This window comes from Pseudorhodoplanes sp. (genome assembly GCF_059499825.1).
In genome coordinates, this window is record NZ_JCABZI010000010.1 from 125,359 (window position 1) to 151,452 (window position 26,094).

The window sequence follows — 26,094 nt, forward strand, 5'->3', positions numbered from 1 at the left end:
GCGGCCTCTTCAGATTGCGTGATCGATATCGATTCCGGCGCGCCGGCCGGACTCGATGAGAGCGTTCAGGGTCTGCCGGCTGAGCGTGCAGCGGCCGGCATTGGATTCCCGCGTGTCATGGACGAGTTCGCCCGGCGCATAGACCCGCACGACGCCCGGCGCGCGTTTTGATGCGCTGACCCGTTGCGCCTGTTCGTGCACCCGTTGCGGGAACGCAGCGCCATCCGGAAACACGCCAAGGTCGATGGCAATGAATGTCTGGCTGCAGCGATAAGGCTCGGCGGCATCGCCGTAGAGCGGGCGGACATCCGAGCCGATGGCGCCGCCCGACAGGCCGCCGCACAGGAGGTCGATGATAAAAGCGAGTCCGAACCCCTTGGGGCCGGCGGCGGGCGCCAGCATGCCCTTGATCGCTTCAGCCGGATCGGTGGTCGGCTGACCGTCCGCGGCCATCGCCCAGTCCGGGGGAATGCTCTGGCCTGCGGCAGCCGCGAGCCTGATCTTGCCCATGGCGGTCGCGCTCATCGCCATGTCGACCTCGACCGGAAAATCGCCTGCGCTGGGCAGCGCGATGGCGATCGGATTGTTACCGGTGATGGCTTCGGCGCCGCCCGGCGCGGGCATCAGCGGACGGGTGTTCGACATCACGATGCCGATGCAATTCTGCTCCGCGATCAAGCGCGCATAGCGGCCGGCGGTGCCGAAATGGAAGGCGTTTCGCACTGCGACGATCGCCATGCCGGCATTCTTCGCCCGCGCGGTGGCCAGCCTGACCGCCTGATGCGCCGTGAGCTGGCCAAGCGCGTTATCGGCATCGACGACGATGGCGGTGCGGATATCGCTGACCACGTCGCCCTGGCTGCGCTTCGACACCGAGCCCTTGAGGATGCGCTCGACATACATCGGCATCAGCATCACGCCGTGCGAACTGACGCCCTCGAGGTCGGCGCGGACCAGGTCATCGGCGACCACATCCGCATCGGCCGGCGCAATTCCAAGCGCCACGAAAATGCGCGCGACGGGCTGGGCGAGACGTTTGGCGTCGACCAGGACGCGATCCGGCAGGGCGCTTGCGGTAGCATTGGACATCAGCGCGCGTCCTCGTCGTTGGTGTACCAGGACGGCCGGATCGGATAATGCGGCCCGTCATAGACTTCCACCACGACGGTGTTCTCATGCGCGATCGCCGGGCCGTGCACGTTGCCCTTGGGGTTCCAGTAAAAACTGCCCGCGGTCAGCGTCACGCCGGTGCTGGTGTATTCGTATTTTCCTTCCAGGCAGAACATAAACTGGTTGGAGGCATGGCTGTGCGGCGCGGGGATGCCCGCGCCTTTCTCGAAGCGGATCAGCGCGATCGAGGCGCCGGTTTCCTCGTTGCGCCACAGCATCTTTTCCGACACGCCCTTCAGCGATTTCTCGCGCCAAGGCAGATCGTTGGCCTGCAGCAGCACTTCATCGAGGCTCGGCATGGCGCCTTCGCCAAGCTTGGGTATCCCGGAATAGGCGGACATGTTCGACGCTCCCTGACGTTTCGTCCCATTATTTCAGCGGCAGCGGGCCGTGCCCGCTGGATGCTTCCTGCGCACGCATCAGCCGGGTGCGCAGACTTTCGATGTGAGTGCGCACGGCTTCGGCTGCGGCATCCCCGTCGCCGCGTGCGATCGCGTCGGCAATGGCGGTGTGCTGCTTGATGGTCGCCTTGTCGTCCAGCGTCTGCCACAGATGCAGATACCAGTAGCGGATCGAGCGCTCATGCAGCGTCCGTGCAAAATCGCTCAGCACGGGATTCTCCGCGAGCTCCGCGAATTTGCGGTGGAAGTCGCGGTCGGCGCCGATGAAGCTGTCGAGCTCCGACATCTTGCCGTTGGTCGCGCCGGCGCGCGCCAGCGTTTTCAGTTCATCGACGTCTTTTGAGGTCGCCCGCTGCGCCGCGTTGCGTGCCAGTTCCGCCTCGACGGTTGCGCGCGAGTCCAGGATCTTGAGGATTTCGGAAATGCTGCCGGGCTGAACGATCACGCCCTTGCGCGGCATGACCTCGACCAGGCCTTCATGCTGCAGCCTCTGCAAGGCTTGGTGGATCGGCGTCCGCCCCATATCGAGCAGCGCGCAGAGCGCGCCTTCGTTCAGATACTGGCCGGGCAGGAAATAGAGCTTCAGGATCTTTTCCTTGATCGCCTCGAACGCCATGTCGGCGAGCGAGGATTTGCGCGGCGCGCGCGAAGCGATCTTGCGCGGGGCCGCGCGGACCTTCTTGGTCGTGCCTTTTGTCGCGACCCGCTTCTTTGCGACCTTCCTTGTCACAGCTTTTTTGGCCATGGCTCAGTGCCTTTGCGGCGCCGGCGGCAACCAGGGCGCCGCCAGCCGCTCCGCCAGTTCGACCAGCAGATACACGAACATGCCGAGGAAGGAGAGCGCGAACAGCGCCGCAAAAGCGAGCGGCGAATCGAGCTGCGACGTCGCGCTGAGAAGGAGGAAGCCGAGGCCTTCGCTGGAGCCGACGAATTCGCCGATCACCGCGCCGATGACGGCAAGCGTGATCGCGACCTTGGCACCGGTGAAGATGAAGGGCAGGGCGGCCGGGAGTTGGACCTTGAGGAAAACCTGCATCGGTGACGCCCGCAGCGACCGCGCCAGTTCCAGCAATTCGCGCGGCGTCGACCGCAGGCCGGCGACGGTGTCGACGATGATGGGGAAGAATGCGACCAGCCAGACGATCGCCAGTTTGGATTCCATCCCGGTGCCGAGCCAGACCAGGATGATCGGCGCCAGCGCCACCTTCGGCACCGATTGCAGGCCAATCAGCAGCGGATAGAACATCAGGTTCATCGCGCGTGAATTGGCGACCGCGACCGCCATCGGAATTCCGACCACCAGCGCGAGGATGAAACCGTAGAGCGTTTCCTTCAGCGTGACCCAGCCTTCCGACACGATGAGGTCGAAGCGCGCAATGAAGGCGTGCAGCACCTTGTCCGGTGTCGGCAGCACCACGGTCGGCAGGTTTGCATAGACGCAGACGAACGTCCAAAGCGCGATCAGCAACAATGTGCCGGCGAGCGGATAACCGATTTGCGTTGCGAGGCGGTGCGTCATCAGGCAGCGCTCTCGACCGGCGGGATAACGCCCAGCGCAATGCTGGCGAGGCGTTCGGCCTGCGTGAAGGCGGGCGTGAACCGAATTTGCTGGCTGCGCGGATAGGGGAGGTCGATCGGGATTTCGGTTGCGACGCGGGCCGGACGGCGGCTGAAGACAATGACTTTGTCGGCGAGATAGATCGCTTCCGAGATCGAGTGGGTGACGAACACGACAGATGCGCCGGTTTCCTTGCGGATGCGCAGCAGCAGATCGTTCATTTCGAGCCGCGTCAGTTCGTCGAGGGCGCCGAACGGCTCGTCCATCAGCAGCAGCTTCGGCTGATGGATCAGCGCGCGGCACAGCGCCACGCGCTGCTGCATGCCGCCGGACAATTGATGCGGCCGCGCCTGCATGAAGCCGGAGAGGCCGACGACATCGAGGAGATGCGTGGCGCGCTCGCGCGCGGCGCGGTCGTTGCGCTTGAGGATTTCCATGGTGAACAGCACGTTGTCCAGCACCGAGCGCCAGGGCATCAGGCTGGGCTGCTGAAACACGAAGCCGTAGTCGCCGAGCGGTTCGGTTACCTCTCGGCCGCCGATCATCACCGAGCCTGAGGTTTTCTGGATCAGGCCTGCCATGATGCGGAGCAGGGTGGTCTTGCCGCAGCCGCTGGGGCCGAGCAGGGCGACCAGTTGTCCCTCGTCGAATTCGAAGCTTGCATCGTCGAGCGCAACCACCGGTTCTGTCGAGCCCGATGCCAGCTCGCTTGCGGCGAACACTTTCCTCACATTCCTGATCGTGCCGAAGGCCATGTCGCTGTGAACGCCCTTGATGCTGAAAACTGCGGCTGTGCGGCCCGGTTCTTGCTTTTCGACGAGGGCTTTGGCGCTCCGCCATCGCCCCGCACCGCGTGCCGCTAAAGGGCGCTTGTGCATATCTGGTGAAATATCTTATGATATTTGAAGTGTCAATTTGGTCCGCCCGCGGCGCGTCCGGATCGTGAGGGGAGAGTCGCAATGCCAATGCTGAAGAGACTGATCGGAGCTGCCGTCGCAGCCTGTCTTGCGCTGCCGGTCGCGGCGCAGGCGCAAACCACGGACGTGAAATTCATTCTCGACTTCATCAGCCTCGGCCGCCACGCACCGTGGTATGTCGCGCTCGGCAAAGGCTATTTCAAAGACGAGGGGCTGAACGTCACCATCCTGCCGTCGAAGGGCACGGCCGACGCGATCCGTACGGTGGTGACCGGCGGGGCGGAAATCGGCTTCATCGACGTGCCGAGCCTGGTCGCCGCGGGCGGCGCCGGTGCGCCGATCCGGATCGTCGCCGCGAACTACCAGAAGCCGCCATACTGCATCTTCAGCCTCAATCCCGGCGCCAATATCGACGACGCCAAGAAGCTTCAGGGCATCGAGCTCGGTTCAAGCTCCGCGTCGTTCCTGCCGAAAATCTGGCAGGCGGTGATGGAGATGAACGGGGTCGATTCCAAGACCATGAAGATCGTCAATATCGATGCGCCGGCTCGCGTGCCGATGCTGGCCGCCCGCAAGGTGCCGTCCATCGACCTGTTCATCATGAGCGAACCGGCGATCAAGCGCGCGGTGCCGGACGCCAAGCCGGTCTGCCTGTTTGCGGGCGATCTCGGGCTCGAGATTTACGCCAATTCGATCGGCGTGCATGAGGACTACCTGAAGAAGAACCCGGAGGTGGTGAAGAAATTCGTGCGCGCGGCGCTGCGCGGCTGGAAGGATACCTTCGACAATCCGCAGGAAGCCGCGAAGATCCAGCTGCAATATGTGAAGGCGCTGGACCCGCAGATCGTGGTCGAGGAGATCGAGATCCTGAAGCGCGTCGCGATCACGCCCGAGGTGCAGAAGAACGGTCTCGGCTACATCACACTCGACCGGATGAAGAAGACGGTCGATTTCATCAACAAGAATATCGAGGTGCCGGGCGAGAAGCTGACGGCGGAGCAGATCTTCGCGCCGGGCTTCCTGCCGGAGAAGCCGGTATTGCCGTAAGTGCCTACGGCCCCCGCGTAAGCGGGGGCCGATACTCCAGAGCGGCGGTTAGGGGTCCCCGCTTCCGCGGGGACGACCGCTCAGAACGGCACCACCAGTCCGTCCATGGGCGCGTCGCAATTGACGAGGTCGACGCGCTTGAAGGCGATACGGATATCGCCACCGGTCTGAACCAGCGTGTGCCGGTAGGTGCCGGCGAAGATGCGCTGCTCCTCGCGGCGATATTCCACGATCATAAATTTGGAGCGGACTTCGGTGGAGTTACCGTCGCCGCCTTCGATCGTGACGTTGGTCACGATGCGGCTCGTGCGCGAGCGCGGCTCCTGCGAATAGATGCGCGGCGAGGAGAGGCGGCGGACCCGGGTCTCCAGCAGGCGGCGGTCGTCATACATCAGCGAGATGATATCGAGCGCGCTCTTCTGATCGGGCTCGCTCGGCACCCAGTAATGCGCTTCGGCCGTAAACAGCGCCAGCCATTCGTCGTAGCGCGCCTCGTCGAGCAGGCGCGCCTCGTGAAGCAGGAAATCCTCAGCATCGGCGCGGGACAGGCCGCTTGCGGTCTTGCGGGCGGTTGCGGTCATGCGCTGGCCTTCATCTCGTTCGCACTGGCCGTTTCGCCCAGCATATAGCCGCGCCAGGCGTCGAACATGTTGCGGATATAGACTTCACTGGTCGAGTTCTTGCCCTTCAGGCCGCCATGCTCGTCGCGCGCGTCGCTGGTATAGCCGCGGCCGATCTCGATCCATTCGGCGCCTTCGCTCGCAAGGCCGATGCCGACACGGTTGTAGATTTCCAGATCGTCGGTCAGCACCAGCGAGCCGGTGCCGTTGACGATATTGGCGAAGGCGACGGTGTTGCGGAACATCTGCTCCGGCGCACCCTTGAGCTTGAAGTTGTAGGTGCAGACCAGCGTACGATTGACCGCAAGCGGGTGAATGACCCGTAGCTGCTGGAACGAACTCATGAAGGACAGGTTTGGATAGAGGTTGGAATTCCAGCGCCGGACTTCGAGGATGCGCTTGACCTCGTCCTTGCCCTTCTTGGCTTCGAGTATCGCGATGTACTCGCGAAACAGCGGGTCTTCCATCGAAGCGATCAGCTTCTTGTCGTCGTGATAGTCGCCCAGATAGGAATGTCCGTTCGGGTAGGTCCAGATGCCAACCTGGTTTTCCCAGAACGAGTAGGGCGCGCCGTTCTGGCGCATCTGCCGGATGGCGATTTCGCCGGTGCCGTCGGAATAGACGTCGTCGCTCTGCTGCTGGGCGGCGTCGATCGAGGAGCGGTGCGTGAACCACGGATGCGCGGCGTCGCACAGGTTCTCCAGATAGAGCTTCCAGTTGGCGTTATAGACATGGCGGAACACGCCACCGGCCATCTCGATTTCGCCGTCCGGCGCGCGGTCGACCATGTCGTCGATCGAGGTCGCCATATAGCCGAGATGCTCTTTCAGGCTTTTGCCTTCCGCCGCCTGGCTGATGAAGATGAAGCCGCGATAGCTCTCCACCCGGGGCACCTGCGTCATCGCGGTGCGCGGGCTCTTGGTGTCGAAATCCTGCGGATAGCCGTGATTGAGCGGCACCGCCTTCAGCCGGCCGTCGAGGTGATAGGTCCAGCCGTGATAGACACACTGGAATTCCTTCGCGTGGCCGCAATCCGACGCCACCACCATCGCGCCGCGATGTGCACATTGATTGTGCAGCACCCGCAGTTGGCCGCTTTCGTCGCGGGTCACCACCATGGCCTTGCGGCCGACCTGGGTCAGGAAATAGTCGCCGGGATTGCGCACCTGGCTTTCATGGCCGACATAAAGCCATGCATGCCCGAAGATGCGCTCCATCTCGAGCTTGAAAATCTCCGGATCGGTGTAGAGTTTGCGGTGAACGCGCGCGGGCTGTACCGCTGAGGAGAGGTCGTTCGGTGTCGGCACGATAGAGCCTCCGGACGTTTGGAATTGGAATTGGGCTAAACGATACTGCGGAGTATCGTTTGCGGCAAGCAGGGAATCGACCCATCGTGACACTCGTGCTGGAAAAATCCGCGGGCCCGGGCCGAGGCGGTCTCTCGGACAAGAAGCGCGAGGCGATCCTGAAGGGCGCCAAAGCGGTCTTTCTCAAGCACGGCTTCGGCGACGCGAACATGGATGAGGTCGCGGCGGTTGCCGGCGTGTCGAAGATGACGGTGTACCGGCACTTTGGCAGCAAGGAAGACCTGTTCGCCGGCGTCATCACCGAATCCTGCCAGCAACTCGTCAGCGGCGAGATCGAGGAGGTTTTCGCCCTGCCGGTGCGGGATGCGCTGCGGGGTTATGCGCGCAAGATGACGGATATCTTCTTCGCGCGCGACACCGCGGAACTGCATCGCATCGTCATCGCCGAGTGCCGCCGTTTTCCGAAACTCGGCCGCCTGTTTTACGAGACCGGACCGCAGGCCTGCATCGACCCGCTGGAGGCGTTTTTCGTCCGGCACAGGAACGATCGGTCGTTGAAGGTGAGCGATCCGCATCGCGCGGCCGAGGAGTTTCTGGAATTGCTGCGCGGTTATTCGCACCTGAAGATGCTGCTCGCCATCGACAAGGGGCCGAGCGCGCGCGACATCGAGGCGCGGATCGAAGCGGCGCTGCGGCATGTGATGGTGTAAAACCGGTCTCGTGTCCCGGGCGCGGCGCATCACCGCCGACCAAACCGATGCGGTTTAGGATTGAAGTTCGATATCTCCCGGCCGCCACGTCTTGTCGAAGAAAGTCTGAAGCGGCCCGTAAAGCCTCAACAAAATGTTCCAGCTCGCGCCAGGAACCGTCTGGACCCAATTCTCTTCCTGACCGGCGGGTGCCGCGGGTCCAAAATAGACGTCAACCGAACCATCGGCGTTGAGCCTCAGCATCTTATTCTGGCTGGTGACGCTAGGATATCGCTGGTTTGTCTGTAGCATAGACCGCGTCTGGTTATCGTAGACGATCACTGACCAGAAATTTTTGACCGGGATATTCGGCGGCAGTCGCAGCTTGTAATTCTTGCCGCCGTCGAGAACATTATCTTTGGAGTCGACGAACATTGCGAGATATTGCGATCCCTCGCCAACGGTCCTGGAATCCATCGCGGGCGTTACGCCTGTAGCGTAGAAAAAGAAGCCCGAATACGCATTCAACAGGCGCGCGCCATTCTCCTCAAACTTGTAGCCACCAACAAAACCAAGCCGCCACTTCCTGTCCGGATACCAATAGCCGTCAGCGCCGCGCCACCTGTACATGACCGCACGCGCGGTCGCGTCGCCGACCAGCGCCGCTTCAGCCAATATTCTCTTCATGCGTTCGTCGGGCGCGAAGGGCCTACCCTTCATGATGCCGACCGAAGCCCAGAAACCCAAAGTCGTCGCATCGACCTGATCGGTCGCTTCGTCTTGCACCACCTTGTTCAGTAATTCCCAGAACCGATAGTCCGCAGGCGCAACCATGTTAAATGGCTTGCCGGACATATCGATGAAATTGAGTTTCGGCGGATTGACCACGTCGGAGAGACGATAGATTTTCGTGTGCTTCTTGACCAGGTCGACACCGGGCTTTGGATCGCCTCCAACCAGGAAGCTGCGCCATGCAATCCAAGTGTGGTATGACCCCGGCCGCAAGACGAAATAGCCGGAAGGGGCGCTGCCCTTATAGCCGGGCGGCAGCAGCAGATATTTTCCGCCCTTGCCCTTGTCCGGCCCAACGAGCCCGATGTCGCCGACCCAATTGTACCACATATCATTAGCCAGCCCGAGCACGTTCGGCGGGGCCCTACGACGACCGGCCCACCGCGTAGGTCGAGCCAGAACCAAGTGTTAGGGGTATTGTTATTAGCGGTGAGTTCAACCGTGCGTGAATCGACCATGCTCTCCCAAATCGGCACGGTCGTATTGGCCGGACCGAGCGAGAGTATGCCGTCACGATTGCCCACCTGATTGACTACAGGCAAAGCCAGCAGATACGCCTGTACCGCACGCTGGAAATCGAGGTTGTCATAAAGCTTGTCGACGCTTGGCTGGTCAGGGAACCCTCCAAAGAAGTTCAGCTTGCCAAATCGCGTTTCCAAAGTATCGGGTATGGCGACACCCTGCGGCATTGGAGTTGAAAACTTCAAATGGGGCGCGGCTGGCGAACCTGGGAGCATCTGAGCCAGCACAGTCGCTGGCTTGGTCGCGGCAACCAATGATGCCAATGCGCCGGAGTAAAGCAAGTCGCGCTTTGTCCACATAGGGAACCTCCCAAGCAACGTCGATATTCTCTAAGCCTTGGAGGCCGCAATGCTCTTGATGTGTATCAACCCCGCCGCGCTGACGGGATAAGATGAGCAGTTGTCGAATCTCAAGATACTGCACGGGATCGAGGCGCGCCGTCGCCCGCGACATCGACGCGCGGGTCGAAGCGGCGCTGCGGCACGTGATGGTGTGATACTTCTCTCTCCCCGTAAGAACGGGGAGAGAGACCACGCGGGGATGACGCGTTAAATCCCGCCCGCCGCGCGCTTCGGCATGTAGTGCAGCACGCGCATCTCGGCCAGGATCACCAGCAGATAGGCGACGCCGCCGACCAGCGTGAGCATGATGATGGTGACGAACACCATTGCGGTGTTGCCCTGTCCCTCGCCGAAGGAGAGCAGGTAGCCCAGCCCCGAATTGCCGCTGACCAGCTCGCCGACCACGACGCCGATCACCGCCAGCGTCGAACCGATGCGAAGGCCCGCGAACAGCGGCGGCAGCGAGGCCGGAAACTCGATCTTCCAGAAAATCTGCGAGCGCGTCGCCTTGAACGAACGCGCGAGATTGATCAGGTCGGGATCGACGCCGCGCACGGCCGTCAGCACATTGACCATGACCGGAAAAAACACGATCAGGATCGCGACCAGGATCTTCGGATAGATCGTGAAGCCCATCCACAGGATGAACAGCGGCGCGAACGCGATCTTGGGCGCAATCTGCAGCGCCAGAATGTAGGGCGAGAGCGCGAATTCCGCAGTCGGCGACATGCCGAGCAGATAGCCCATCAATGCACCGAGCAGGCTGCCGAGGATGAAGCCGACCAGCACCTCGAACGCGGTGATGCCGGTGTGATAGGGCAGCGCTGCCACGCCCCACATCCGCAGAAATTCGTTCCAGGTCGCCGACATCGGCGGCACGATATAGGGCGGGATATTCAGCAATCCCGGCCCCCATTCCCAGGCGACGAGGAAGACGATCAGCATCCCCACGCTCGCGATGGTGCCGCGGCGGACGAGGGCGGAGCGGTCGGCGTCCATCAGGCCGGCTCCTTCTGCGCATCTTCCTGCGCGGCGTGTTCGCCGATATCGAGCTTGTCCATCAGTCGCGCGACATAGCCCGCAACCTTCGGATCGCGCCGCCGTTTCAGCGGATGATCGCGTTCGGGGATATCAATGACGATCTCGTCGATGATGCGGCCGGGGCGCTTGCTCATGACCAGCACGCGATCTGAGAGGATCACTGCCTCGAGCAGGTCGTGGGTGATGAGCAGCGCCGTCTTTCGGGCTTTCATCAGCGTTTGCGCCAGGTCGTGCTGCAGCATGATGCGGGTCTGCGCATCGACGGCGGAAAACGGTTCGTCCAGCAGCAGCACCGAAGGATCGACCGCGAGCGTGCGGGCGAGGGCGGCGCGCTGGCGCATGCCGCCGGACAACTGGTGCGGGTAGCGTTCGGCGAATTCGCCGAGCTTGAAGGCCTGAAGGAGTTCGCGCGCCTTCCTGCGGCTCTCCGTGCCATCGAGGTTGCGAATTTCGGTGCCCAGCATCACGTTCTGCTCGATGGTGCGCCACGGCAGCAGCAAGTCTTTCTGCAGCATGAAGGCGACGTGATCGTTGGGCCCCTCGACCCGTTCGCCGTCCACATAGGCTTCGCCAAGGCTCGGCGAATAGAGCCCTGACCCGATATTGAGCAATGTGCTCTTGCCGCAGCCACTCGGGCCGATCAGCGATACGACCTCACCGTCGGCCACCGAGAAGTCGACATCCTCGATGGCGGTGAAAGTGGCGCCTTTTGCGCCCGCAAAGCGCATCGTAACCTTGCGATATTCGAGCCGCTTCATGCGGGGACTTTCGGCTGGCGGATTGACGGCATGGGTGACACCGGGAGCAAACTTCGGACCAATTGTTGGGCTGTGGGCAGCATAGCGCACAACGAGACTGTCGAGTATAGTAAGACTTATCCGAGGGTGTCACGCCCGCGGGAATGGGGCACAACGACACAAGCACCACCGTGAGGGATATTCAGTTCATGACCGCTTCCAGATCATCCGCCATCACCCGAAGGCTGGCCATCGCCGCTTTGGCTGCAGCCCTCGGTACCGGGTTCGCCGCGCCCCAGGCGCTGGCGCAGGAAAAGGTGACCTATCTGTTTCCCGCGCCGCCGATCCTTCCGGCTTTCGCTCCGCTGCAGCTTGCCAAGGGCAAGGGCTATTTCAAGGATGCCGGACTTGACGTCGACTTTCAGGTCGCGCGCGGCGGCGTCGAAGTGGCGAAGATGGTCGGCGCCGGCAATGCGCCGATCGGCGGCATCGTCGGCGACGGCCCGATCATGGTGCGCGCCAATGGCGTGCCGGTGAAGATCGTCGCGCTGTTCGGCGGCAAGGGCTTCATGCAGACGGTGGTGCGCGAAGATGCTGGCATCGAGAAGCCGGCCGACCTGAAGGGCAAGACGCTGACCGTGCTGTCTTTCCAGGACACCACTTTCTATGCGCTGATCGGGTTGCTCGCGAGTGCGGGCCTGACGCAGAACGACGTGAATGTGCAGCAGGCCGGCCCGACCGGCGTGTGGGAATCGGTTGCCACCGGCAAGTCGCAAGGCATGGCCGGCGTTCCGGACTGGCTGGCGCTGGTTCAGGCCACTGGGACCAAGGTGAAGGTGATCCCGACCGATCAGTATTTCCCGCACCTCGCGCAGGGCATCGCGGTCTCGGACGAGATGATCAAGAAAAACCCGGAGATGATCCAGAAATTCGTGACCGCGGCGATGCGCGGCATGAAGGACGTGATGGACAACCCCGACCAGGCGGCGGCCGACTTCGTGAAGTTCGTGCCGACCTGGCAGGGCAAGGAAGACGTCGTCAAGAACGCGCTCAACTATTACGCCAAGCACGTTTATGTCGATCAGAAAAAGCTTGGCGAAATCAATCCGGAACGGCTGGCGAAGCTGCAGGACTTCTATCTGGAGAAAGGCTTCATCCAGAAGAAGACCCCGGTTGAGGAGCTCTATAGCAACCAGTTCATCAAGTAACCCGCCCGTTTGATTTGCGTCATGGCCGGCCGCGCATAGCCGTTCTTCGAATGGCTATGCGCCAGTCCGGCGGCGGAGGCACCTGCACGTGGTAACCAAACGACATGCCGAGATTGTCGGCGGCGGCTTCTCCGGACTGGCCGCCGCAGGCGCGCTAGCGCAACGCGGCTGGAGCGTGCGGCTGCACGAGCGCTCGCCCGAACTCCGGCCGTCAGGCGCCGGTATCTACATCTACGAGAACGGCCTGCGCGTACTCGAAAAGCTTGGCGCCTACGATGAGGCGGTCAAGGGTGCGCCGTTCGCGCATACCCGCGAGATGCGCGACGAGAACAACACGGTGCTCTCGGTGCATCGCTGGGACCCGTCGAAGCGGGTGTTCTCGGTGGTGCGCCAGCGCGTGATCAATGCGATGGCAGATGCCGCGCGCAGGAACGGCGTCGAGATCGTGCTGGGCTCCGAAGCGGTCGCGGCAACGCCGGACGGCGAACTGATAATGGCCGACGGGACGCGCCACAAAGCCGACCTCATCGTGGCCGGCGACGGCGTGAATTCGAAAATCCGTGACTCGCTGAACCTGGTCGCGAAACGCAAGGGATTGCCGGACGGCGCTATCCGTGTGCTGATTCCGAAAACAGCGGAAGAAATGGCGTCCGGCGACGGCGGCACCACGATCGAGAACTGGTCGGGCAGCCGGCGCATTCTCTATACGCCGGTGAGCGAGACCGAGGTCTATATCGCGCTCACCATGCTGCATTCCGACGAGATCGGAAAGCGGACGCCGATCGACAAGGCGGACTGGAAGCGCGCCTTCCCCCACTGGGCGGACCTGATCGACCGGATCACCGACGATGCCCGCTACGACCGCTTCGAATATATCCGTCTCAAGTCGTGGTCGTCCGGCCGCGTCGCCGTGCTGGGCGATGCCGCGCATGCGCTGCCGCCAAATATCGGGCAGGGCGCGGGCTGCTCGATGATGAACGGATTGTCGCTCGCTTATTATCTCGACCGCGAGAAAGACATGGCGACGGCGTTGAAGGTGTGGGAAGCGAACGAACGGCCGCTGACCGAGCATACCCAGCGCATCTCGGTGTTTCTCGGGCTGCCGACCACCTGGCCGACGCCGCTCCGCCGCGCGTTCCTGACGCTGGCCGGCAAATCGAAGTGGCTGATCGCGCAGCGGACCAAGACGGCACGGCACGTGCCGACGGGGACCTAAGACATGCGCTGACTGCGCGGCTGCTGCGCCCGATAAGTGCGAGCGTTTTTCTCGTATGGCTCTAAAAATGAGCCTCGGATTTGCCAACAAAGAGCAAAACCACGCGTCGGGAGGCCAAGGCTACATGCAATCAAGCGTGAAGGTGTTCGAGTATTTTCCAGACAATTATTCCTGGAACATGGCCGTCCTGATGACGGTTCAGGTCGGCGGGGAGATGTCGGAGATCGAAGAAGCCTGCCGGCCGCTTCGCGATGATGCGCCCAAGGGAGCGTCGTCCAAGGAGCGACAGGTTCAGTGGTTCGAATCCTGGTGCAAGCTTGCCGATCGGGTCCGCGGACTGGCGGACCGGGATCGCGCCAACGGCCATAGCCGGAGCGCGGCGCGGAAATATCACCGCGCGTGCCTGTATTACATGGCGGCTGAACGCCAGATGAGTCATCGCGATCCACGCAAGATGCAAAGCTACGATGCGATGCTGGATGCGTTCCGGCTCAGCATGGAGTTGTCGGGCAATCCGGTCGAGTTCGTGGATGTGCCATACGAAAAGACTGTGCTGCCGTCGCTCTATGTCGCACCGCCGAAGGCTGAGCCCGGCGCCTGCATGATCGTATTCGACGGATTCGATGTCTCGAAAGAATGGGCGTTTCTCTCCGACCTGACAACGGAACTGAGCGCGCGCGATATTGGCTGCCTGCATGTAGATCATCCTGGCTGCGGCGCGGCGCTGAGAAAGCTGAAACTGCCGGCGATCGCGGATATCGAGCGTGCCGCCACCGCGTGCGTGGACTGGCTCTCGCAACGCCCCGAGATCGATCCGAAGCGGATCGGGATCATCGCGCCCAGTCTCGGCGGCTATTACGCTTTTCGCTCGGCCGCGTTCGAGCCTCGTCTCGCCTGCGCGGTGGCGCATGGCGCACGCTGGGACAATGACGGGTCGCATGGTCGCATTCTCCGGAACCCGGGTGCGGCGCGCTCGATCGCCGACTGGCTCGATCATGCGATGTGGTATTACGGCACGAGCACGGAGCAGGAGACGGCCAAGGCGATCGCCGCGATGTCCCTCGAGGGCGGCGTTGCAGAACGCATCCGGTGCCCGGTGCTGGTCGCTCATGGCGGGAACGACCGTCAGGTGCCGCTCGAGCAGGCAACCACGATGGTGGAGCGCGCCATCAACAGCCCGCGACGCGATCTCAAGGTTTTCGATGCAACTGAAGGTGGCATCGAACATTGCGGCGTCGACAACATGTCGATCCAGATCGATTATATGGCTGACTGGATTGCGGAGGTTCTTGCCCCCGCCCGGTAGGCTTTTCGACCAACGCAAAAACGCCAACAAAAAAATAAGCAGCCAGGAGGAAAGTTATGAAGGCCTTGAGTGCAGCATTGTTGCTTCTGGCGGGTGCCGCCGTTACCACGCCGGCACTGGCACAGAGCGACTATCCCAAATCCACGATCCGCTTCATCAATGCGTCCAGCGCCGGCGGCATCAGCGATATTTTCGCGCGCGCGGTGGCCGACGAACTCACCAAGCGCCTGAAGCAGCCGGTCATCATCGAGAATCGCCCGGGCGGCGGCTTCAATATCGCGTCGCGCGCCTGTGCCGATGCCGATCCGGACGGCTACACGTTCTGCGTCCTGCCCGGCGAGGCGGTTATTTTCAATCCGTATCTGTTCAAGAATCTGCCATACGATCCCGACAAAAGCATCGAACCGGTCATGACCCTGTTCTTCATGCCGCAGGTGCTTGCGATCAACGCCGACCTGAACGTCAAATCGGTCGACGACCTGGTAAAGCTCTCCAAAGCGAAGCCCGGCACGATGAGTTATGCCTCGCCCGGTGTCGCGCATGCCGCGTTCGTCGAAACTTTCGTCAAGAGGCAGAAGGGCGGCGATGTCGTGAAGGTTCCGTTTCGCGGCGGCGGGGATGCGGTCAACGGCATGCTGACCGGCGCGACCCCGGTCGCGTTCATTGGCTTCGGAAACCTGCAGGCGCTGCTCGAAGCCAACAAGGTGACCGCCCTCGTTGTCGACGGCGAGAAGCGGCTTCCCAGCCTGCCGAACGTGCCTACGGCAGCGGAGCTTGGTTACAGCGGATATCTGGGGAGGCCGTTCTTCGCACTGTTTGCTCCGGCAGCAACGCCGCAGCCGATCGTCGACAGAATGCGAAGCGAGATTGCCACGATCATATCGGATCCGGCTTTCGCAAAACGTAATGTTGTCGATCGCGGATTGGCCTCCACAGCCGGCACAGCGGCTGAGTTGCGCGATCTGATCGTGACCGGCCGCAAGTCCGCCGAAAAGGTGGTTTCGGAAGCCGGCATGAAAGCGAACTAGGACAGAAGCCGGCGGCTCCGGCATCGTCCCGGAGCCGCGCCGCTCAACTTTGACGTAGCTATTTGGCCGGCTGCATCTCGGCGGCGTCAGCCTTCTTCGCGGTGTAGGTCGGCGTGCCGACCCAGCCATGCTTCGAGATGTCGAACACGACGCCGTCGTGGTCCTTGAACTTCTTCTCGAAATTACCGTGCTTGGCATCGCCGAAGTCGAAGAAGAACGAGCCGCCCGCCTTTGCGATATCGGCTTCTGCCGCCTGAAGGTCGGCGACCTGAAAGCCGCAATGATTGGCGCCGGGCTTGTACTTGTCCTCGGGCATGCCGGGCCGGATCAGCGCCATATTGGTGGTGCCGTCGGTCAGATAGATCGCCGAGCCCATCGGCTGGTGGTCGTATCCGAGATGCTTGAGCCCGAATACCGCCTGATAGAAGGCGGCCTCCTTTTCTAGATCGCGCACGAACAGAGCCATGTGCATGATACGGCCCTTGAGGTTGGCCTGCGGCACCAGCGTCTCGTCGAGGAAAGCGTGCGCCGGATCGGCCTTGATCTTGCGCCCGTCGGTGCCGACCCAGCCGTTTTCCGAAATGTCGAAGATGACGCCTTCGGGATCCTTGAACTTGCGCTCGAAATTGCCTTTGCGCTCGTCGCCGAGGTCGAAGAAGAAGGTGCCGCCGTGCTTCTCGATCAGCGCCTGCGTCTCCTTCATGCTTTCAACCTGAAAACCGAAATGATTGGCCCCGATCTGGCCTTCCGGCTTGTCGCCGAAATCGTGGCCCTTGCTGCCGGTGAAGTTGAGCAGCGCGAGATTGATGCGGCCGTCGCCCATATAGACCGCCGAGCCGATCGGCAGGTCTTCGCGGCCGTGCCGCTTCAGACCGAAAACGTCGCCATAGAACTTCGCCGCCTTGTCGAGGTCGCCGACACAAACCGCAAAATGACGCAGACGGGCCATGATATGCCTCCGCAACTGATCCGATGCATTCGATTGAATGCATTATAGGCCTGAACCGGAGCGGTTGAAATAGCGCCGATCGGGCGTGCCGGATTTGATGCTGCGCAATGTTTGCGCGCAGGTTGGTCAGATCGCGACCGGCCGGGTTTGCTGCTCGATCAGGCGGACCAGCGAGAGTGCCGTCAGTTCCGACGATTTCGGATTGGTGGCGAGCGGGTTGTTTTCCAGCGTGATGGTCATCCGCCCGAACCCGCCCTCCGCCGTGATGGTATGCCCGTTCAGGTGCACGGCCGGATCGGCGACCAGTTCGACGCGGGTGCGATCGAGCCCGATCCCGGCCAGGGACGTGACGACCGTTGCGTTGGCGTTCTGCGGGTACTGGCTCGCCGCGTCGCGCGCGGTGCCCTCGAAGAATACGGCGCGCTGCGTCAGAGTTGAAAGATCGAGCAGCTTTTCCGCTGGCGTGCCCTTCCAGGCGACCGGCGGCTTGACGATCCGGTGGGTCACTGCGTCGAGCCCGAGCACGGCCGCGCCCGCCAGCGCATCGATGCCGCCGATGGCGCCGGAGGGAATGAGGATGCGGCTGCCCTGCTTTTCCGCGAGGTCGGCGAGGCGCGGCAACAGCGCATCGTCGCAAAAGGCCGAGGTGGAGGCGATGATCATCGCGGGCGACGCGGCCAGCGCGGCCGGTGCCCATGCATCGATCGCGGCGCGTCCTGCGGCTTCGATCACGAGGTCGGGTTTCAGCGCCGCCAGGTCGGTCGGGGCAGCGAGGAACGGCACGCCGGCCGGTATGCGCGCGCGTTCGGCCGGGTCGTCTTTGGTGGCAACCGCCACGAGGTCCACGGGCGCCTTGCGTGCCTTCAGCAGATCGGCGACGCGCGAATTGATCGCGCCGAACCCGATGAAAATTACACGCAACCGTCCGTTCATGATCACTCCGCTGCCTGGTTCAGTTCGCCCGGCGGTGTCATGCGTTGCAGGATCGTGTCAATACGATCCTGCCAGGCTTTCCACGGCGCCTCGCGATAATTGTGGTTGCGCACCACGAAGGATGCGCCCGGAAAGAATTTCTCGTATTGCAGATGGCGCCCGCCGAGTTCGGACCCGACGATGTCCCAGGCGAGGCGGAACAGCTTCATGCGCTCGAGCGCGCTCATATGCGGCGTCTGCCAATAGGTGCGGAACTGCTCGCCGAGCTCTGCGTCTTCCAGCACCGCGCCGTCCGCCGGCATTTGCAGCATGCCGCCGCCGCAGAGTTCACGCAGCGTATCGATGACGGCGGAGTAATTCTCCACGCCCCAGTTCAGCCCGGCATACATCATGCGGCGGTTGAAGGTGACGTAACCCTTCACCGGCCATTCCTCGCAGGCCTCGATCTGGCCGGCGACGATGGCTTCGAGCAGCGATTCCAGCGCGGCCAGGCGGCCGAGATTTTCGCGCACCGCAGGCACCTCCGATGCGCCATTGGCCTGTGCGATCCGGCTGCACAGGCCGACCAGGAACTGCATCTTCACCATCAGCCGCACATTGGAATGGTGATTGCCGTAGGAATGCGCGGCGGTCTCGATATAGAGGCCACGCGACAAGGCGGGGTCGTTGTGCACGAACACCCGCTCCCATGGCACCTTGACGTTGTCGAACATCACCATGGCGTCGGCTTCGTCGAAGCGGTAGCTCAGCGGCGCTTCGAACTCAGATTGCGCTGCCGGCGCAAACGGCTTGCGCGACCATAGCGATACCCCCTTGGCGTTACAGGGAACCGCGAAGGTGATCGATTCCGCTTTCGCTTCCGGCGACAGCGGCAGGATATTGCCGATCCAGATCTCGTCGGCGACGGCCGAGCCGGTCGCCAGCATCTTCATGCCGGAGATGATGACGCCGTCGTCCTTCTCCGCGACCACCCGGCAGGCCGGATTCGGTAGATTCTTCTTCTGGAAGAAATCGGGATCGCGCGCGGCCTGCGGCGACACGATCGCGTGCGCGGCGAAGATGTCGTTGTCGCGCATGAATTTGTAATAGTTGCGCACGTTGTCGGCATATTGCCCGAACAGCTCGGGCTTCAGGTTCATGCCGGTGACGAAGCTCGCGATATAGTCGGGCGAGCGGCCGAGCAGGCCGAAATTCGGTTCGGCCAGGATGCGATGGGCGTTGGAGCGCTGCGCAAGCTGCGCCTTCGTCTTGGCCTTCATGTAATAGATCGAGTGGCGGTCGCCGTCCTCCTCATAGGTGAGGGCGTCGCGTTGCGCCGGATTGCGCTTCAGGTCGTAGAAGTCGGCGAAGGCGCGCGCGAGATTGCGGAACGCAGGGTGCGTGGTGACGTCCTCGACGCGTTCGCGCCCGATATAGACGGTGCGGCCGTCGCGCAGGCCTTCCAGATAGTCCTTGCCGGATTTGAGCATGATGTGCGGCTCCCGATGGCGGTTTGCCCCATCAGAGCCCCGGAACCGGCGGACTGCTAGCCGAAAGCCGCATGACTTGTCCGGATTCCGCAGGCATGATCCCCCAGACATCCTGGGACGATCGAGACCATGGCCTACGACATTCCGCATCTGCGCGAGCTCGACGCTTTGCTCCCGGCGACGCGCACAACGCGGCCGGATATCGCCCGCTCGCATCTCGCCGCGATCTTCGCCGATCACGATTTGCGGCTCTCTGCGGGGCGTGTCGATTTCAGTCACCGCCAGGCCCGGCTGTGCGACACTTCGCTCGGCATGCTGCGGTATGGCACCGAAGTCGAGGTCGTGGCGCCGGCGCTGGATTTCTACGTGGCGCAACTCACGCTCGACGGCGAGATTGGATTCCGTACCGGCCGGTTCGAGATCGCGCTGAAGCCCGGCACCCTGTTTGTGATGAATCCGGGCCTGCGCTATCGCAAGACCTGGAGCCGGGACGCGCATCAGCTCATGATCAAGATTCCGCGGCAGCGGCTCGCCGCGCGTGCGACGCGACCGATCCTGTTCGCGGCGGTTCCCCTGCCCATGGATGAGGCGGACGGCTTCGTCGGCCTGATCGCGCATCTGTGCCGCGATCTTGCCAACCCGCGCGGTCTTTCGGGGCATGCAGGCCTGCGGCGCGAACTGGAAGATCTGCTGCTCTCGGCGCTGGTCGCGACGCAGCCCGCCGAAGCGGAAGACGTGCCCGCCTATTTGCGGCGTGCCGAAGCGCATATCCACGCCAATGCCGGGCGCAGCGTCGGCATGGACGAGCTTGTTGCGGTATCGGGCGTCAGCGAGCGCACGCTGCAGCAGGCCTTCCGACGCCATCGCGCCTGCACGCCGCTGGAGCTTTCGCGCGATCTCCGCCTCGATGCGGCGCGGGCGGCGCTGCGCGCGGGGGAGGGCGTGACCGAGACTGCGCTTGCGTTCGGTTTCAACCATTTCGGCCGCTTCGCCCAGGCCTATGCGGCACGGTTCCGGGAAAAGCCTTCCGAGACGGTGAAGCGCGCGAGGCATTAGTCAGACTCGTGTCCCGGATGCCGCGCAGCATGAGCGAAGCGAAATGGTGCGCTGCTGATCCGGGACCCAAGATGTTCTCGTGCAAGGCGATGGGTCCCGGTTCTGCAGCGCACCACTGCGTGCTGCGCTGCGCCCGGGACACGAGATCGAGTTACCCCTTGGCCGGCCGGCCCGGATTGATGTGGCCGCACTTCTTGCAGTGCTGGTTTTCCGGATCGCCGTAATAGGCCTCGAACACCGGCGGCATGTCGCGCTCGAGCAGTTCGATCACCACGGTCTTCTCGAACAGCACGTTGTTGCAGTTTTCGCAGTACCAGCGATGGGTGTCGGTCATCCCGTTCTTGCGGATGCGCTCGACGATCAGGCCGACCGTATCGGGGCCGCGCATCGGCGCGTGTGGGGTATTCGCCGGCAGGAGATAGATCGAGCCTTCCGGCAGCACCACGTCGTGCGGCTTGCCCTCATGCTGGATGCGAACCTTCACCGTGCCCTTGAGCTGGAAGAAGAATTCCTCGGTCTGGTTGATGTGATAGTCGGTGCGCGCGTTCGGCCCGCCGACGACCGTGACCATGAAGTCGTCCTCGCGGAAGATGGTCTTGGCGCCGAGCGGCGGCTTCAGCTTGTCGGGATTTTCCGCGATCCACTTCATCAGGTTGAACGCGGTGGGGCCAGACGATTGCTCGGTGGCTTGGGCGGTTGCTGCTTGTGCCATGGGGTGGCTCCTTCAGGCGGCTTTGTCGGGTGAACCAGGAATGTGATCCGACGGATCCCATCCGGTCTTGTCGGCGAGGTCGAATTGCGCGGCCCAGTCGAGCGTGTGCTGATCGAGATCGGTATGCAGCGTGTCGTTGAAGCGGTTCTGCCAGCCGAACAGCGCGATCACTGCGGTCATCTCGACAATCTGCGGTGTCGAATAATGTTGCTTCACGCGCGCGAAAATCTCGTCGGTCACCGCATTGGGCACCACCGACGCGCCCCGCGCGTAGTCGAACGCGGCACGCTCGGCATCGGTGAAAAGCGGCGAGGTCTCGTAGTCCCAGATCGCGTTCAGCTTGTCGTCTGAGATGCCCCAGCGCGCGGCGCTCGAAATGTTGTGCGCCTGACAGAACTGGCAGCCGGCGGTGCGGCTGGAGATATACGCGATCAGGAAGCGGAAGCCGCGGTCGAGCGTGCCCTCGTCGCGGATCACGGCCTTGGACAGATCCATCAGCGCCTTGAGGATCGGCGGCCGGTGCGCGAGCTGCATATAGCTGTTCGGGATATAGCCGTTCGACTTCTCGATGACGTCGAACCGCTCCTTGAACTCTTCCGGCAGAGCATTGCGGTCGGCGAGTTCGATGCGGGCCATATAAGGTCTCCGGAGTTCCGCAAAGGCAAAAGAGCGCTATCTCACCGCCATCCCATTCATTCTGCAAGCCGACAAAATGTTATGGATTGATATGGCGAGCTTATAAGTTTCTATCGCGACACGACCTTGGCGATCGCAGCGCGAGTCTGCTGCCGCAGGGTCCGCGCGAAACTCTCCGCGGCCGGTGAGAGCGACCGGCCGTCCGGCTGGATCAGGAAAATATTGCGGCTGACCTGCGGATCGACCATCGGGCGCGACACAACATCGCGGCTGCGGGCGAACGACCAGGCATAGGCCGGCAGCACGGTGACGCCGAGGCCGGCCTCGGCCAGCATCACCGCGGTGGTCATCTGCGAGACCTCGTAGAGTGGCTTGCCGGCCTCAAGACCCGCCTGCGCCAGGGTTCGCTCCGTCAGTGCGCGGATGGAGGAATCGCGCGTCAGCATGATCAGTTTCTGGTCATGCAGGTCCGCCCATTTCAGCCGTCGTTTTTTCGCGAGCGCCGAAGACGGCGCACAGAACAGCGCCAGCGCATCCTGCGCCAGAACCTCGCGGCGGATGCCATCGGCCCGCTCATCGAAGGTCCCGATGGCAAGGTCGGCGTCGCCGGCCCGCAGCCGGTCGAGAATCTGGTCGTTGCGGGCATCGACCAGCCCGACATCGATTCCGGGAAACGCCGCGTTGAAGTCCGCGATCGTGGCCGGCACGATCATGGCAGCGAGAAGCGGCGGCGCGGCGATCACGATACGGCCGCGCTTCTTGTCGGAGAGATCGCGCGCGTCGCGCACCGCGCGGTCGAGATCGGCGAGCAGTTTGTCCGCCGATTGCAGGAATTCGCGGCCGGCCGCGGTCAGTTCGACTCTACGGGTCGTGCGGTCGAACAGGCGGAGGTTCAGTTCCCGCTCCAGTTCGCGGATCGAGAGCGAAAGCGCGGGCTGCGCCACCTTCAACCGCTCGGCGGCGCGGGTGAAGGAGCCGAATTCGGCGACGGTCTTGAACGCCTGGATCTGGCGGAGCGTGATATTCATAACCCAATCATATCAATAGATATGATAATGTCATCTTGCTCAATGAATGGGCTGGGCCGAAACTATTCTGCGCACGCCCCCGGACACGGCAGGATCCGTTCAAACGCCATGGATGGTACGCGAGACCAGGTCTTACGGACGCAATGGACCGGCCGGCCGCTGCGCCGGTTCGAGGATGCCGCGCTCGTCACCGGCAAGGGCCAGTTCGTCGACGATCTTCGCCTGCCGGAAACGCTGTTCCTGGAATTTGCCCGCAGCAACCACGCGCGCGGGCGGATCGTCAGCCTGGATATTGCGGACGCCGAGAACATGCCGGGCGTTGTTGCGGTGTTGACGGCGCCCGAACCGGGCACGCTGGGCCATGCCACGGTCAATCGCGTGCTGCCGGACCTTCGCATTTTGCCCTTTCCGGTGCTGCCGGTGGCGGAGATCAACGCCGTCGGCCAGCCGATCGCCGCGGTGGTGGCGACCCGCGCTTCGATCGCGGTGGATGCGGCGGAGGCCATCCAGGCGGAGATCGAGCCGCTGCCGCTCTGGGCCGATGAAGAGCCGATCTATCGCCATGACTGGAAGGCAGGGGATGTCGAGGCGGCGTTTGCCTCGGCTGCGCATGTCGTGCGTGTCGTGGTCGAACACGAACGTCTGGCGCCGGTTGCACTCGAACCGCGCGCGGCGATGGCCTTCTGGGACGAAGGCGCGCAAATGCTAAATGTCTGGCTCTCCACCCAGACCCCGCATCGCGCGCGCACCGATCTCGCTACGATCCTGAACCTGTCGGAGAAGAAAATCCGCGTCGTCGCGCCCGATGTCGGCGGCGCGTTCGGCGGCAAGGCCTCGATCTATCCCGAGGATGTGCTGGTCGCGCTTGCTTCGCTGCAGCTGAAGCGGCCGGTGAAATGGCGCGGCTCGCGCACCGAGGATTTTCTCGCGGCCTCGCAGGGCCGCGGTGCGACCATTGCGGGCGAGCTGGCGCTGGATTCGAACGGCAAGTTTTTGGGTCTGCGCGCCAGGCTCGATTATCCGCTCGGCCACTGGCTGCCCTACAGCGCGGCCGTGCCGGGCAAGAACGCGGCGCGTTGTCTGCCAGGGCCGTATGTCTGCGACCATGTCGATATCGTGCTCGAAGGCCGCGCCGAAAACACTGCGGCCGTCGGCATCTATCGCGGCGCCGGGCGTCCCGAAGCGGCGATGCTGATGGAGCGGCTTGCCGACAAGGCCGCACGCGCACTCGGCCTCGATCCCGCAGAGATCCGCCGCCGCAATCTCATTCCGGCCGATGCCTTTCCTTACCGCATGGCGACAGAATCGGTTCTCGATTCCGGCGATTATCCGCAACTGCTGGAGATGGCGAAACAGAAGGCCGGTTACGAGGATGCCTTGCGCGAGCGCGACAGGCGTCGCGCCGACGGTGAGGTCTGCGGGGTCGGCATCGCGGTCTATACCGAGCCCTGCGGGCATGGCTGGGAAAGCGCGGAGGTCCGGCTCGATCCGGACGGAAGCATCATTGCGGCCACCGGATCCAGCGCGCAGGGGCAGGGGCGCGTGACCGCCTATGCGCAGATCGTCGCCGATGTGCTGCGCACGCGTCCGGAACGGATCACGGTCGCGCATGGCGACACCGCAAGCTGCCCGGCCGGGATCGGTGCGCTGGCCAGCCGCTCCACGCCGATCGGCGGCTCTGCGCTTCTGCAGGCGGCCGAGCGGTTCCGCGAGAAGGCGCGGTCATGCGCCGCGCGGCTGTTGCAGGCCGATCCCGATCATCTCGCGCTGACCGAAAGTGGATTCGAGACCGCGATTCCGGTGCGCCGCGCGTTGACCTGGCGCGATCTCGCCCGAATCGCGCAGGCCGACGCGGAGATTGCCGCCGAGTTCGGCAAGGGCCTTCGAACCCATTGCGTGCATGAGGCCGAAGGCGAAGCCTGGTCGAGTGGCTGCGTGATCGCGCAGGTCTCGATCGACCGCGATACCGGGACGCTGGGTGTCGACCGTATCGTCTGGATCGACGACGCCGGCACCATCGTCAATCCCATGCTGGCGCAAGGCCAGATGATCGGCGGACTCGCCCAGGGTCTGGGTGAGGCGATGCTGGAGCGGATCGTCTATGACGAGGACGGTCAGCTCGTGACTGCAAGCTTCATGGATTATGCTATACCACGCGCCGGACACATGCCCGAGCTTGTGCTCGGCAAGATCGAGACGCCCAGCCCGTTCAACCCGCTGGGCGCCAAGGGCATCGGCGAAGCCGGCTGCGTCGGCGTGCCGGCCGCGATCGTGAATGCAGCGGTGGACGCGCTGGCGCCCTTCAGGGTGACGCATCTCGACATGCCGCTGACCGGTGAAAAGCTCTGGTCGGCGATGAAACACGGAATGACGGAAAAAGGAACGAAGCGATGAAATACGGCAGAAACGATGCGAAGGCCTATTCCCGCGAACATATGAAGGGTGTGTGGGCCGCGGGTCTGACGCCGTTCACGCAGGACTACAAGATCGACGAGAAGGGCATGGCGTCCAATCTCGCGCATTGGCACAACGACCTCGGCATCGACGGCGTGTTCATCGCCGGCAAGCAAGGCGAGTTCTTCTCGATGTCGGTGCCGGAACGCAAGCGCACGTTCGAGATCGCGGTCGATGCGGCCAAGAAACATGGCTTCCAGACCATCATGTCCTGTTCCGACCAGAACATCGACGTCGTGATCGACCTCGCCAAGCATGCCGAAGCGGTCGGCGCCGATTACATCGTGGTGCACGCGCCGGTCCTGCATTTCCTCAAGTCGCAGGACGAGACGCTTTACGAATATTACAAATACATCAGCGAGCAGACCAATATCGGCATCGCCATGTGGAGCCACCCGGATTCGGGCTATCTGATGAGCCCGGAGCTGTGCGCGCGCATCGCCGAATTGCCGACCATCGTCGCGATCAAGTACTCGGTCCCGCGCGAGATGTACGCCAAGCTGACCAGGCTTGCCGGCGACAAGATCCTGGTTTCAACGGCCTCCGAAGAGGAGTGGCTCGACAATATCCTGGAGCTGAACTGGCGGCTCTATCTCTGTTCCAATCCACCCTATCTGTACCAGACCGCGGTCGACAAGCGCATGCGCGAATACACCGATCTGGCCTTCAAGGGCGATGCCGCCGGCGCGCGCAAGGTCCGCGACAGCCTCAACCCGGTACGCGAAGCGTTCAAGAAGTCGCGTCCGCCGGAGAAGGGCCATGCGCACGCAAAATATTGGCAGTCGCTGCTCGGTCAGGCGGCAGGCCCGGTGCGCCGTCCGATGCTGGAACTCACCGATGCCGAGAAGGCCAAAATCCGTGCCGCGCTCGACGGCTGTGGCTTGAAACTTGCAAACAATTCCGGTGCGTTGAAGTCCTCCGCTGCGTAGGGCCCGATACGACCAAAGTCAAAGCCCG

25 protein-coding genes are annotated in these 26,094 nt (G+C 62.9%); 9 read left to right on the top strand and 16 right to left on the bottom strand.

Translation table 11 applies throughout. From position 1 onward, the window contains the following. Nucleotides 1-9: 9 nt before the first annotated feature. Genes AC5I5I_RS14390 through AC5I5I_RS14410 form a run of 5 tightly spaced genes read right to left on the bottom strand, consistent with a single transcriptional unit; the run spans nt 10 to nt 3,884 of the window. Nucleotides 10-1,089 carry an Ldh family oxidoreductase gene (locus AC5I5I_RS14390; RefSeq protein ID WP_495974150.1) on the bottom strand — a complete coding sequence of 360 codons (1,080 nt, stop codon included), beginning with the start codon at nt 1,087-1,089 and terminating at the stop codon, nt 10-12. Then, nucleotides 1,089-1,511 carry a cupin domain-containing protein gene (locus tag AC5I5I_RS14395; protein WP_495974152.1) on the bottom strand — a complete coding sequence of 141 codons (423 nt, stop codon included), beginning with the start codon at nt 1,509-1,511 and terminating at the stop codon, nt 1,089-1,091. Before AC5I5I_RS14395 ends, AC5I5I_RS14390 begins: the two co-directional genes overlap by 1 nt. A 28-nt stretch (nt 1,512-1,539) precedes the next feature. Next, nucleotides 1,540-2,316, bottom strand: a complete 777-nt coding sequence (locus tag AC5I5I_RS14400) for a GntR family transcriptional regulator (RefSeq protein ID WP_495974153.1) — start codon at nt 2,314-2,316, stop codon at nt 1,540-1,542. A gap of 3 nt (nt 2,317-2,319) precedes the next feature. Beyond that, the gene (locus AC5I5I_RS14405; RefSeq protein WP_495974155.1) at nt 2,320-3,090 is read right to left on the bottom strand and encodes an ABC transporter permease; all 771 of its coding nucleotides are present in this window, start codon (nt 3,088-3,090) and stop codon (nt 2,320-2,322) included. Further along, nucleotides 3,090-3,884, bottom strand: coding sequence for an ABC transporter ATP-binding protein (locus tag AC5I5I_RS14410; RefSeq protein ID WP_495974157.1), 795 nt, complete (start codon nt 3,882-3,884; stop codon nt 3,090-3,092). The genes AC5I5I_RS14405 and AC5I5I_RS14410 overlap by 1 nt, the downstream gene beginning before the upstream one ends. 204 nt (nt 3,885-4,088) lie before the next feature. Between AC5I5I_RS14410 and AC5I5I_RS14415 the strand changes: the two genes are divergently transcribed. Further along, complete coding sequence (locus AC5I5I_RS14415; protein ID WP_495974159.1) at nt 4,089-5,093, top strand: ABC transporter substrate-binding protein; 1,005 nt, start codon at nt 4,089-4,091, stop codon at nt 5,091-5,093. A gap of 80 nt (nt 5,094-5,173) precedes the next feature. Here AC5I5I_RS14415 and AC5I5I_RS14420 read toward each other — a convergent pair whose 3' ends face one another. Both AC5I5I_RS14420 and AC5I5I_RS14425 read right to left on the bottom strand, forming a co-directional pair. Next, nucleotides 5,174-5,674: an aromatic-ring-hydroxylating dioxygenase subunit beta gene (locus AC5I5I_RS14420; protein WP_495974161.1), complete on the bottom strand. Its 501-nt coding sequence runs from the start codon at nt 5,672-5,674 to the stop codon at nt 5,174-5,176. After that, nucleotides 5,671-7,020, bottom strand: a complete 1,350-nt coding sequence (locus AC5I5I_RS14425; RefSeq protein WP_495974163.1) for an aromatic ring-hydroxylating oxygenase subunit alpha — start codon at nt 7,018-7,020, stop codon at nt 5,671-5,673. Before AC5I5I_RS14425 ends, AC5I5I_RS14420 begins: the two co-directional genes overlap by 4 nt. 86 nt (nt 7,021-7,106) lie before the next feature. On the opposite strand from AC5I5I_RS14425, the gene AC5I5I_RS14430 reads away from it, so the two are divergent. After that, entirely contained in the window at nt 7,107-7,730 is a 624-nt protein-coding gene (locus tag AC5I5I_RS14430; protein WP_495974165.1) for a TetR/AcrR family transcriptional regulator, read from the top strand. 54 nt (nt 7,731-7,784) lie between these two features. On the opposite strand, the gene AC5I5I_RS14435 is transcribed toward AC5I5I_RS14430, so the two are convergent. The 3 genes from AC5I5I_RS14435 to AC5I5I_RS14445 form a co-directional block, all read right to left on the bottom strand. Beyond that, nucleotides 7,785-8,831: a DUF1254 domain-containing protein gene (locus AC5I5I_RS14435; protein WP_495974167.1), complete on the bottom strand. Its 1,047-nt coding sequence runs from the start codon at nt 8,829-8,831 to the stop codon at nt 7,785-7,787. A gap of 740 nt (nt 8,832-9,571) precedes the next feature. Beyond that, nucleotides 9,572-10,363: an ABC transporter permease gene (locus AC5I5I_RS14440; protein ID WP_495974169.1), complete on the bottom strand. Its 792-nt coding sequence runs from the start codon at nt 10,361-10,363 to the stop codon at nt 9,572-9,574. Continuing rightward, nucleotides 10,363-11,163 (bottom strand): ABC transporter ATP-binding protein, encoded by an 801-nt coding sequence (locus AC5I5I_RS14445; protein WP_495974171.1) that lies wholly within the window; start codon nt 11,161-11,163, stop codon nt 10,363-10,365. Before AC5I5I_RS14445 ends, AC5I5I_RS14440 begins: the two co-directional genes overlap by 1 nt. 188 nt (nt 11,164-11,351) lie before the next feature. On the opposite strand from AC5I5I_RS14445, the gene AC5I5I_RS14450 reads away from it, so the two are divergent. The 4 genes from AC5I5I_RS14450 (at nt 11,352) to AC5I5I_RS14465 (ending at nt 15,900) form a co-directional block, all read left to right on the top strand. Continuing rightward, nucleotides 11,352-12,350: an ABC transporter substrate-binding protein gene (locus AC5I5I_RS14450; protein ID WP_495974173.1), complete on the top strand. Its 999-nt coding sequence runs from the start codon at nt 11,352-11,354 to the stop codon at nt 12,348-12,350. A gap of 88 nt (nt 12,351-12,438) precedes the next feature. Continuing rightward, nucleotides 12,439-13,566 (top strand): FAD-dependent monooxygenase, encoded by a 1,128-nt coding sequence (locus AC5I5I_RS14455; protein WP_495974175.1) that lies wholly within the window; start codon nt 12,439-12,441, stop codon nt 13,564-13,566. 124 nt (nt 13,567-13,690) lie between these two features. Then, nucleotides 13,691-14,872: an alpha/beta hydrolase family protein gene (locus AC5I5I_RS14460; RefSeq protein ID WP_495974177.1), complete on the top strand. Its 1,182-nt coding sequence runs from the start codon at nt 13,691-13,693 to the stop codon at nt 14,870-14,872. A 56-nt stretch (nt 14,873-14,928) separates the two neighbouring features. Beyond that, complete coding sequence (locus AC5I5I_RS14465; RefSeq protein ID WP_495974179.1) at nt 14,929-15,900, top strand: Bug family tripartite tricarboxylate transporter substrate binding protein; 972 nt, start codon at nt 14,929-14,931, stop codon at nt 15,898-15,900. 58 nt (nt 15,901-15,958) lie between these two features. Here the strand turns inward: AC5I5I_RS14465 and AC5I5I_RS14470 are convergent, their stop codons facing one another. The 3 genes from AC5I5I_RS14470 to AC5I5I_RS14480 form a co-directional block, all read right to left on the bottom strand. After that, a complete protein-coding gene (locus tag AC5I5I_RS14470) occupies nt 15,959-16,849 on the bottom strand; it encodes a VOC family protein (protein ID WP_495974181.1) in 891 nt (296 codons plus the stop codon). A 126-nt stretch (nt 16,850-16,975) separates the two neighbouring features. Further along, entirely contained in the window at nt 16,976-17,782 is an 807-nt protein-coding gene (locus AC5I5I_RS14475; protein WP_495974183.1) for an aspartate dehydrogenase, read from the bottom strand. A 2-nt stretch (nt 17,783-17,784) separates the two neighbouring features. Continuing rightward, the gene (locus AC5I5I_RS14480; protein WP_495974185.1) at nt 17,785-19,251 is read right to left on the bottom strand and encodes a 4-hydroxyphenylacetate 3-hydroxylase family protein; all 1,467 of its coding nucleotides are present in this window, start codon (nt 19,249-19,251) and stop codon (nt 17,785-17,787) included. A 129-nt stretch (nt 19,252-19,380) separates the two neighbouring features. Between AC5I5I_RS14480 and AC5I5I_RS14485 the strand changes: the two genes are divergently transcribed. Then, on the top strand, nt 19,381-20,307 hold the full coding sequence (locus tag AC5I5I_RS14485; protein WP_495974187.1) for an AraC family transcriptional regulator: 927 nt from the start codon (nt 19,381-19,383) through the stop codon (nt 20,305-20,307). A 151-nt stretch (nt 20,308-20,458) separates the two neighbouring features. Here AC5I5I_RS14485 and AC5I5I_RS14490 read toward each other — a convergent pair whose 3' ends face one another. The 3 genes from AC5I5I_RS14490 to AC5I5I_RS14500 all read right to left on the bottom strand — a co-directional run bounded on the left by AC5I5I_RS14490 (nt 20,459) and on the right by AC5I5I_RS14500 (nt 22,683). Next, nucleotides 20,459-21,019 carry a 3-hydroxyanthranilate 3,4-dioxygenase gene (locus tag AC5I5I_RS14490; RefSeq protein ID WP_495974189.1) on the bottom strand — a complete coding sequence of 187 codons (561 nt, stop codon included), beginning with the start codon at nt 21,017-21,019 and terminating at the stop codon, nt 20,459-20,461. A 12-nt stretch (nt 21,020-21,031) separates the two neighbouring features. Continuing rightward, nucleotides 21,032-21,655, bottom strand: a complete 624-nt coding sequence (locus AC5I5I_RS14495) for a carboxymuconolactone decarboxylase family protein (RefSeq protein ID WP_495974191.1) — start codon at nt 21,653-21,655, stop codon at nt 21,032-21,034. A 110-nt stretch (nt 21,656-21,765) separates the two neighbouring features. Then, entirely contained in the window at nt 21,766-22,683 is a 918-nt protein-coding gene (locus AC5I5I_RS14500; RefSeq protein ID WP_495974193.1) for a LysR family transcriptional regulator, read from the bottom strand. 108 nt (nt 22,684-22,791) lie between these two features. On the opposite strand from AC5I5I_RS14500, the gene AC5I5I_RS14505 reads away from it, so the two are divergent. Both AC5I5I_RS14505 and AC5I5I_RS14510 read left to right on the top strand, forming a co-directional pair. Beyond that, on the top strand, nt 22,792-25,077 hold the full coding sequence (locus AC5I5I_RS14505) for a xanthine dehydrogenase family protein molybdopterin-binding subunit (protein WP_495974195.1): 2,286 nt from the start codon (nt 22,792-22,794) through the stop codon (nt 25,075-25,077). Then, entirely contained in the window at nt 25,074-26,066 is a 993-nt protein-coding gene (locus AC5I5I_RS14510; RefSeq protein WP_495974197.1) for a dihydrodipicolinate synthase family protein, read from the top strand. Before AC5I5I_RS14505 ends, AC5I5I_RS14510 begins: the two co-directional genes overlap by 4 nt. The last annotated feature ends 28 nt before the right edge of the window (nt 26,067-26,094 follow it).

Bases quoted from the DNA above. Each gene is read 5' to 3' on its own strand.
- AC5I5I_RS14440 (WP_495974169.1), bottom strand. From the start codon at position 10,363: ATGGACGCCGACCGCTCCGCCCTCGTCCGCCGCGGCACCATCGCGAGC.
- AC5I5I_RS14505 (WP_495974195.1), top strand. From the start codon at position 22,792: ATGGATGGTACGCGAGACCAGGTCTTACGGACGCAATGGACCGGCCGG.
- AC5I5I_RS14395 (WP_495974152.1), bottom strand. From the start codon at position 1,511: ATGTCCGCCTATTCCGGGATACCCAAGCTTGGCGAAGGCGCCATGCCG.
- AC5I5I_RS14410 (WP_495974157.1), bottom strand. From the start codon at position 3,884: ATGGCCTTCGGCACGATCAGGAATGTGAGGAAAGTGTTCGCCGCAAGC.
- AC5I5I_RS14470 (WP_495974181.1), bottom strand. From the start codon at position 16,849: ATGGCCCGTCTGCGTCATTTTGCGGTTTGTGTCGGCGACCTCGACAAG.
- AC5I5I_RS14405 (WP_495974155.1), bottom strand. From the start codon at position 3,090: ATGACGCACCGCCTCGCAACGCAAATCGGTTATCCGCTCGCCGGCACA.
- AC5I5I_RS14420 (WP_495974161.1), bottom strand. From the start codon at position 5,674: ATGACCGCAACCGCCCGCAAGACCGCAAGCGGCCTGTCCCGCGCCGAT.
- AC5I5I_RS14485 (WP_495974187.1), top strand. From the start codon at position 19,381: ATGGCCTACGACATTCCGCATCTGCGCGAGCTCGACGCTTTGCTCCCG.
- AC5I5I_RS14495 (WP_495974191.1), bottom strand. From the start codon at position 21,655: ATGGCCCGCATCGAACTCGCCGACCGCAATGCTCTGCCGGAAGAGTTC.
- AC5I5I_RS14435 (WP_495974167.1), bottom strand. From the start codon at position 8,831: ATGTGGTACAATTGGGTCGGCGACATCGGGCTCGTTGGGCCGGACAAG.
- AC5I5I_RS14500 (WP_495974193.1), bottom strand. From the start codon at position 22,683: ATGAATATCACGCTCCGCCAGATCCAGGCGTTCAAGACCGTCGCCGAA.
- AC5I5I_RS14510 (WP_495974197.1), top strand. From the start codon at position 25,074: ATGAAATACGGCAGAAACGATGCGAAGGCCTATTCCCGCGAACATATG.
- AC5I5I_RS14480 (WP_495974185.1), bottom strand. From the start codon at position 19,251: ATGCTCAAATCCGGCAAGGACTATCTGGAAGGCCTGCGCGACGGCCGC.
- AC5I5I_RS14445 (WP_495974171.1), bottom strand. From the start codon at position 11,163: ATGAAGCGGCTCGAATATCGCAAGGTTACGATGCGCTTTGCGGGCGCA.
- AC5I5I_RS14465 (WP_495974179.1), top strand. From the start codon at position 14,929: ATGAAGGCCTTGAGTGCAGCATTGTTGCTTCTGGCGGGTGCCGCCGTT.
- AC5I5I_RS14400 (WP_495974153.1), bottom strand. From the start codon at position 2,316: ATGGCCAAAAAAGCTGTGACAAGGAAGGTCGCAAAGAAGCGGGTCGCG.
- AC5I5I_RS14450 (WP_495974173.1), top strand. From the start codon at position 11,352: ATGACCGCTTCCAGATCATCCGCCATCACCCGAAGGCTGGCCATCGCC.
- AC5I5I_RS14475 (WP_495974183.1), bottom strand. From the start codon at position 17,782: ATGAACGGACGGTTGCGTGTAATTTTCATCGGGTTCGGCGCGATCAAT.
- AC5I5I_RS14390 (WP_495974150.1), bottom strand. From the start codon at position 1,089: ATGTCCAATGCTACCGCAAGCGCCCTGCCGGATCGCGTCCTGGTCGAC.
- AC5I5I_RS14490 (WP_495974189.1), bottom strand. From the start codon at position 21,019: ATGGCACAAGCAGCAACCGCCCAAGCCACCGAGCAATCGTCTGGCCCC.
- AC5I5I_RS14460 (WP_495974177.1), top strand. From the start codon at position 13,691: ATGCAATCAAGCGTGAAGGTGTTCGAGTATTTTCCAGACAATTATTCC.
- AC5I5I_RS14415 (WP_495974159.1), top strand. From the start codon at position 4,089: ATGCCAATGCTGAAGAGACTGATCGGAGCTGCCGTCGCAGCCTGTCTT.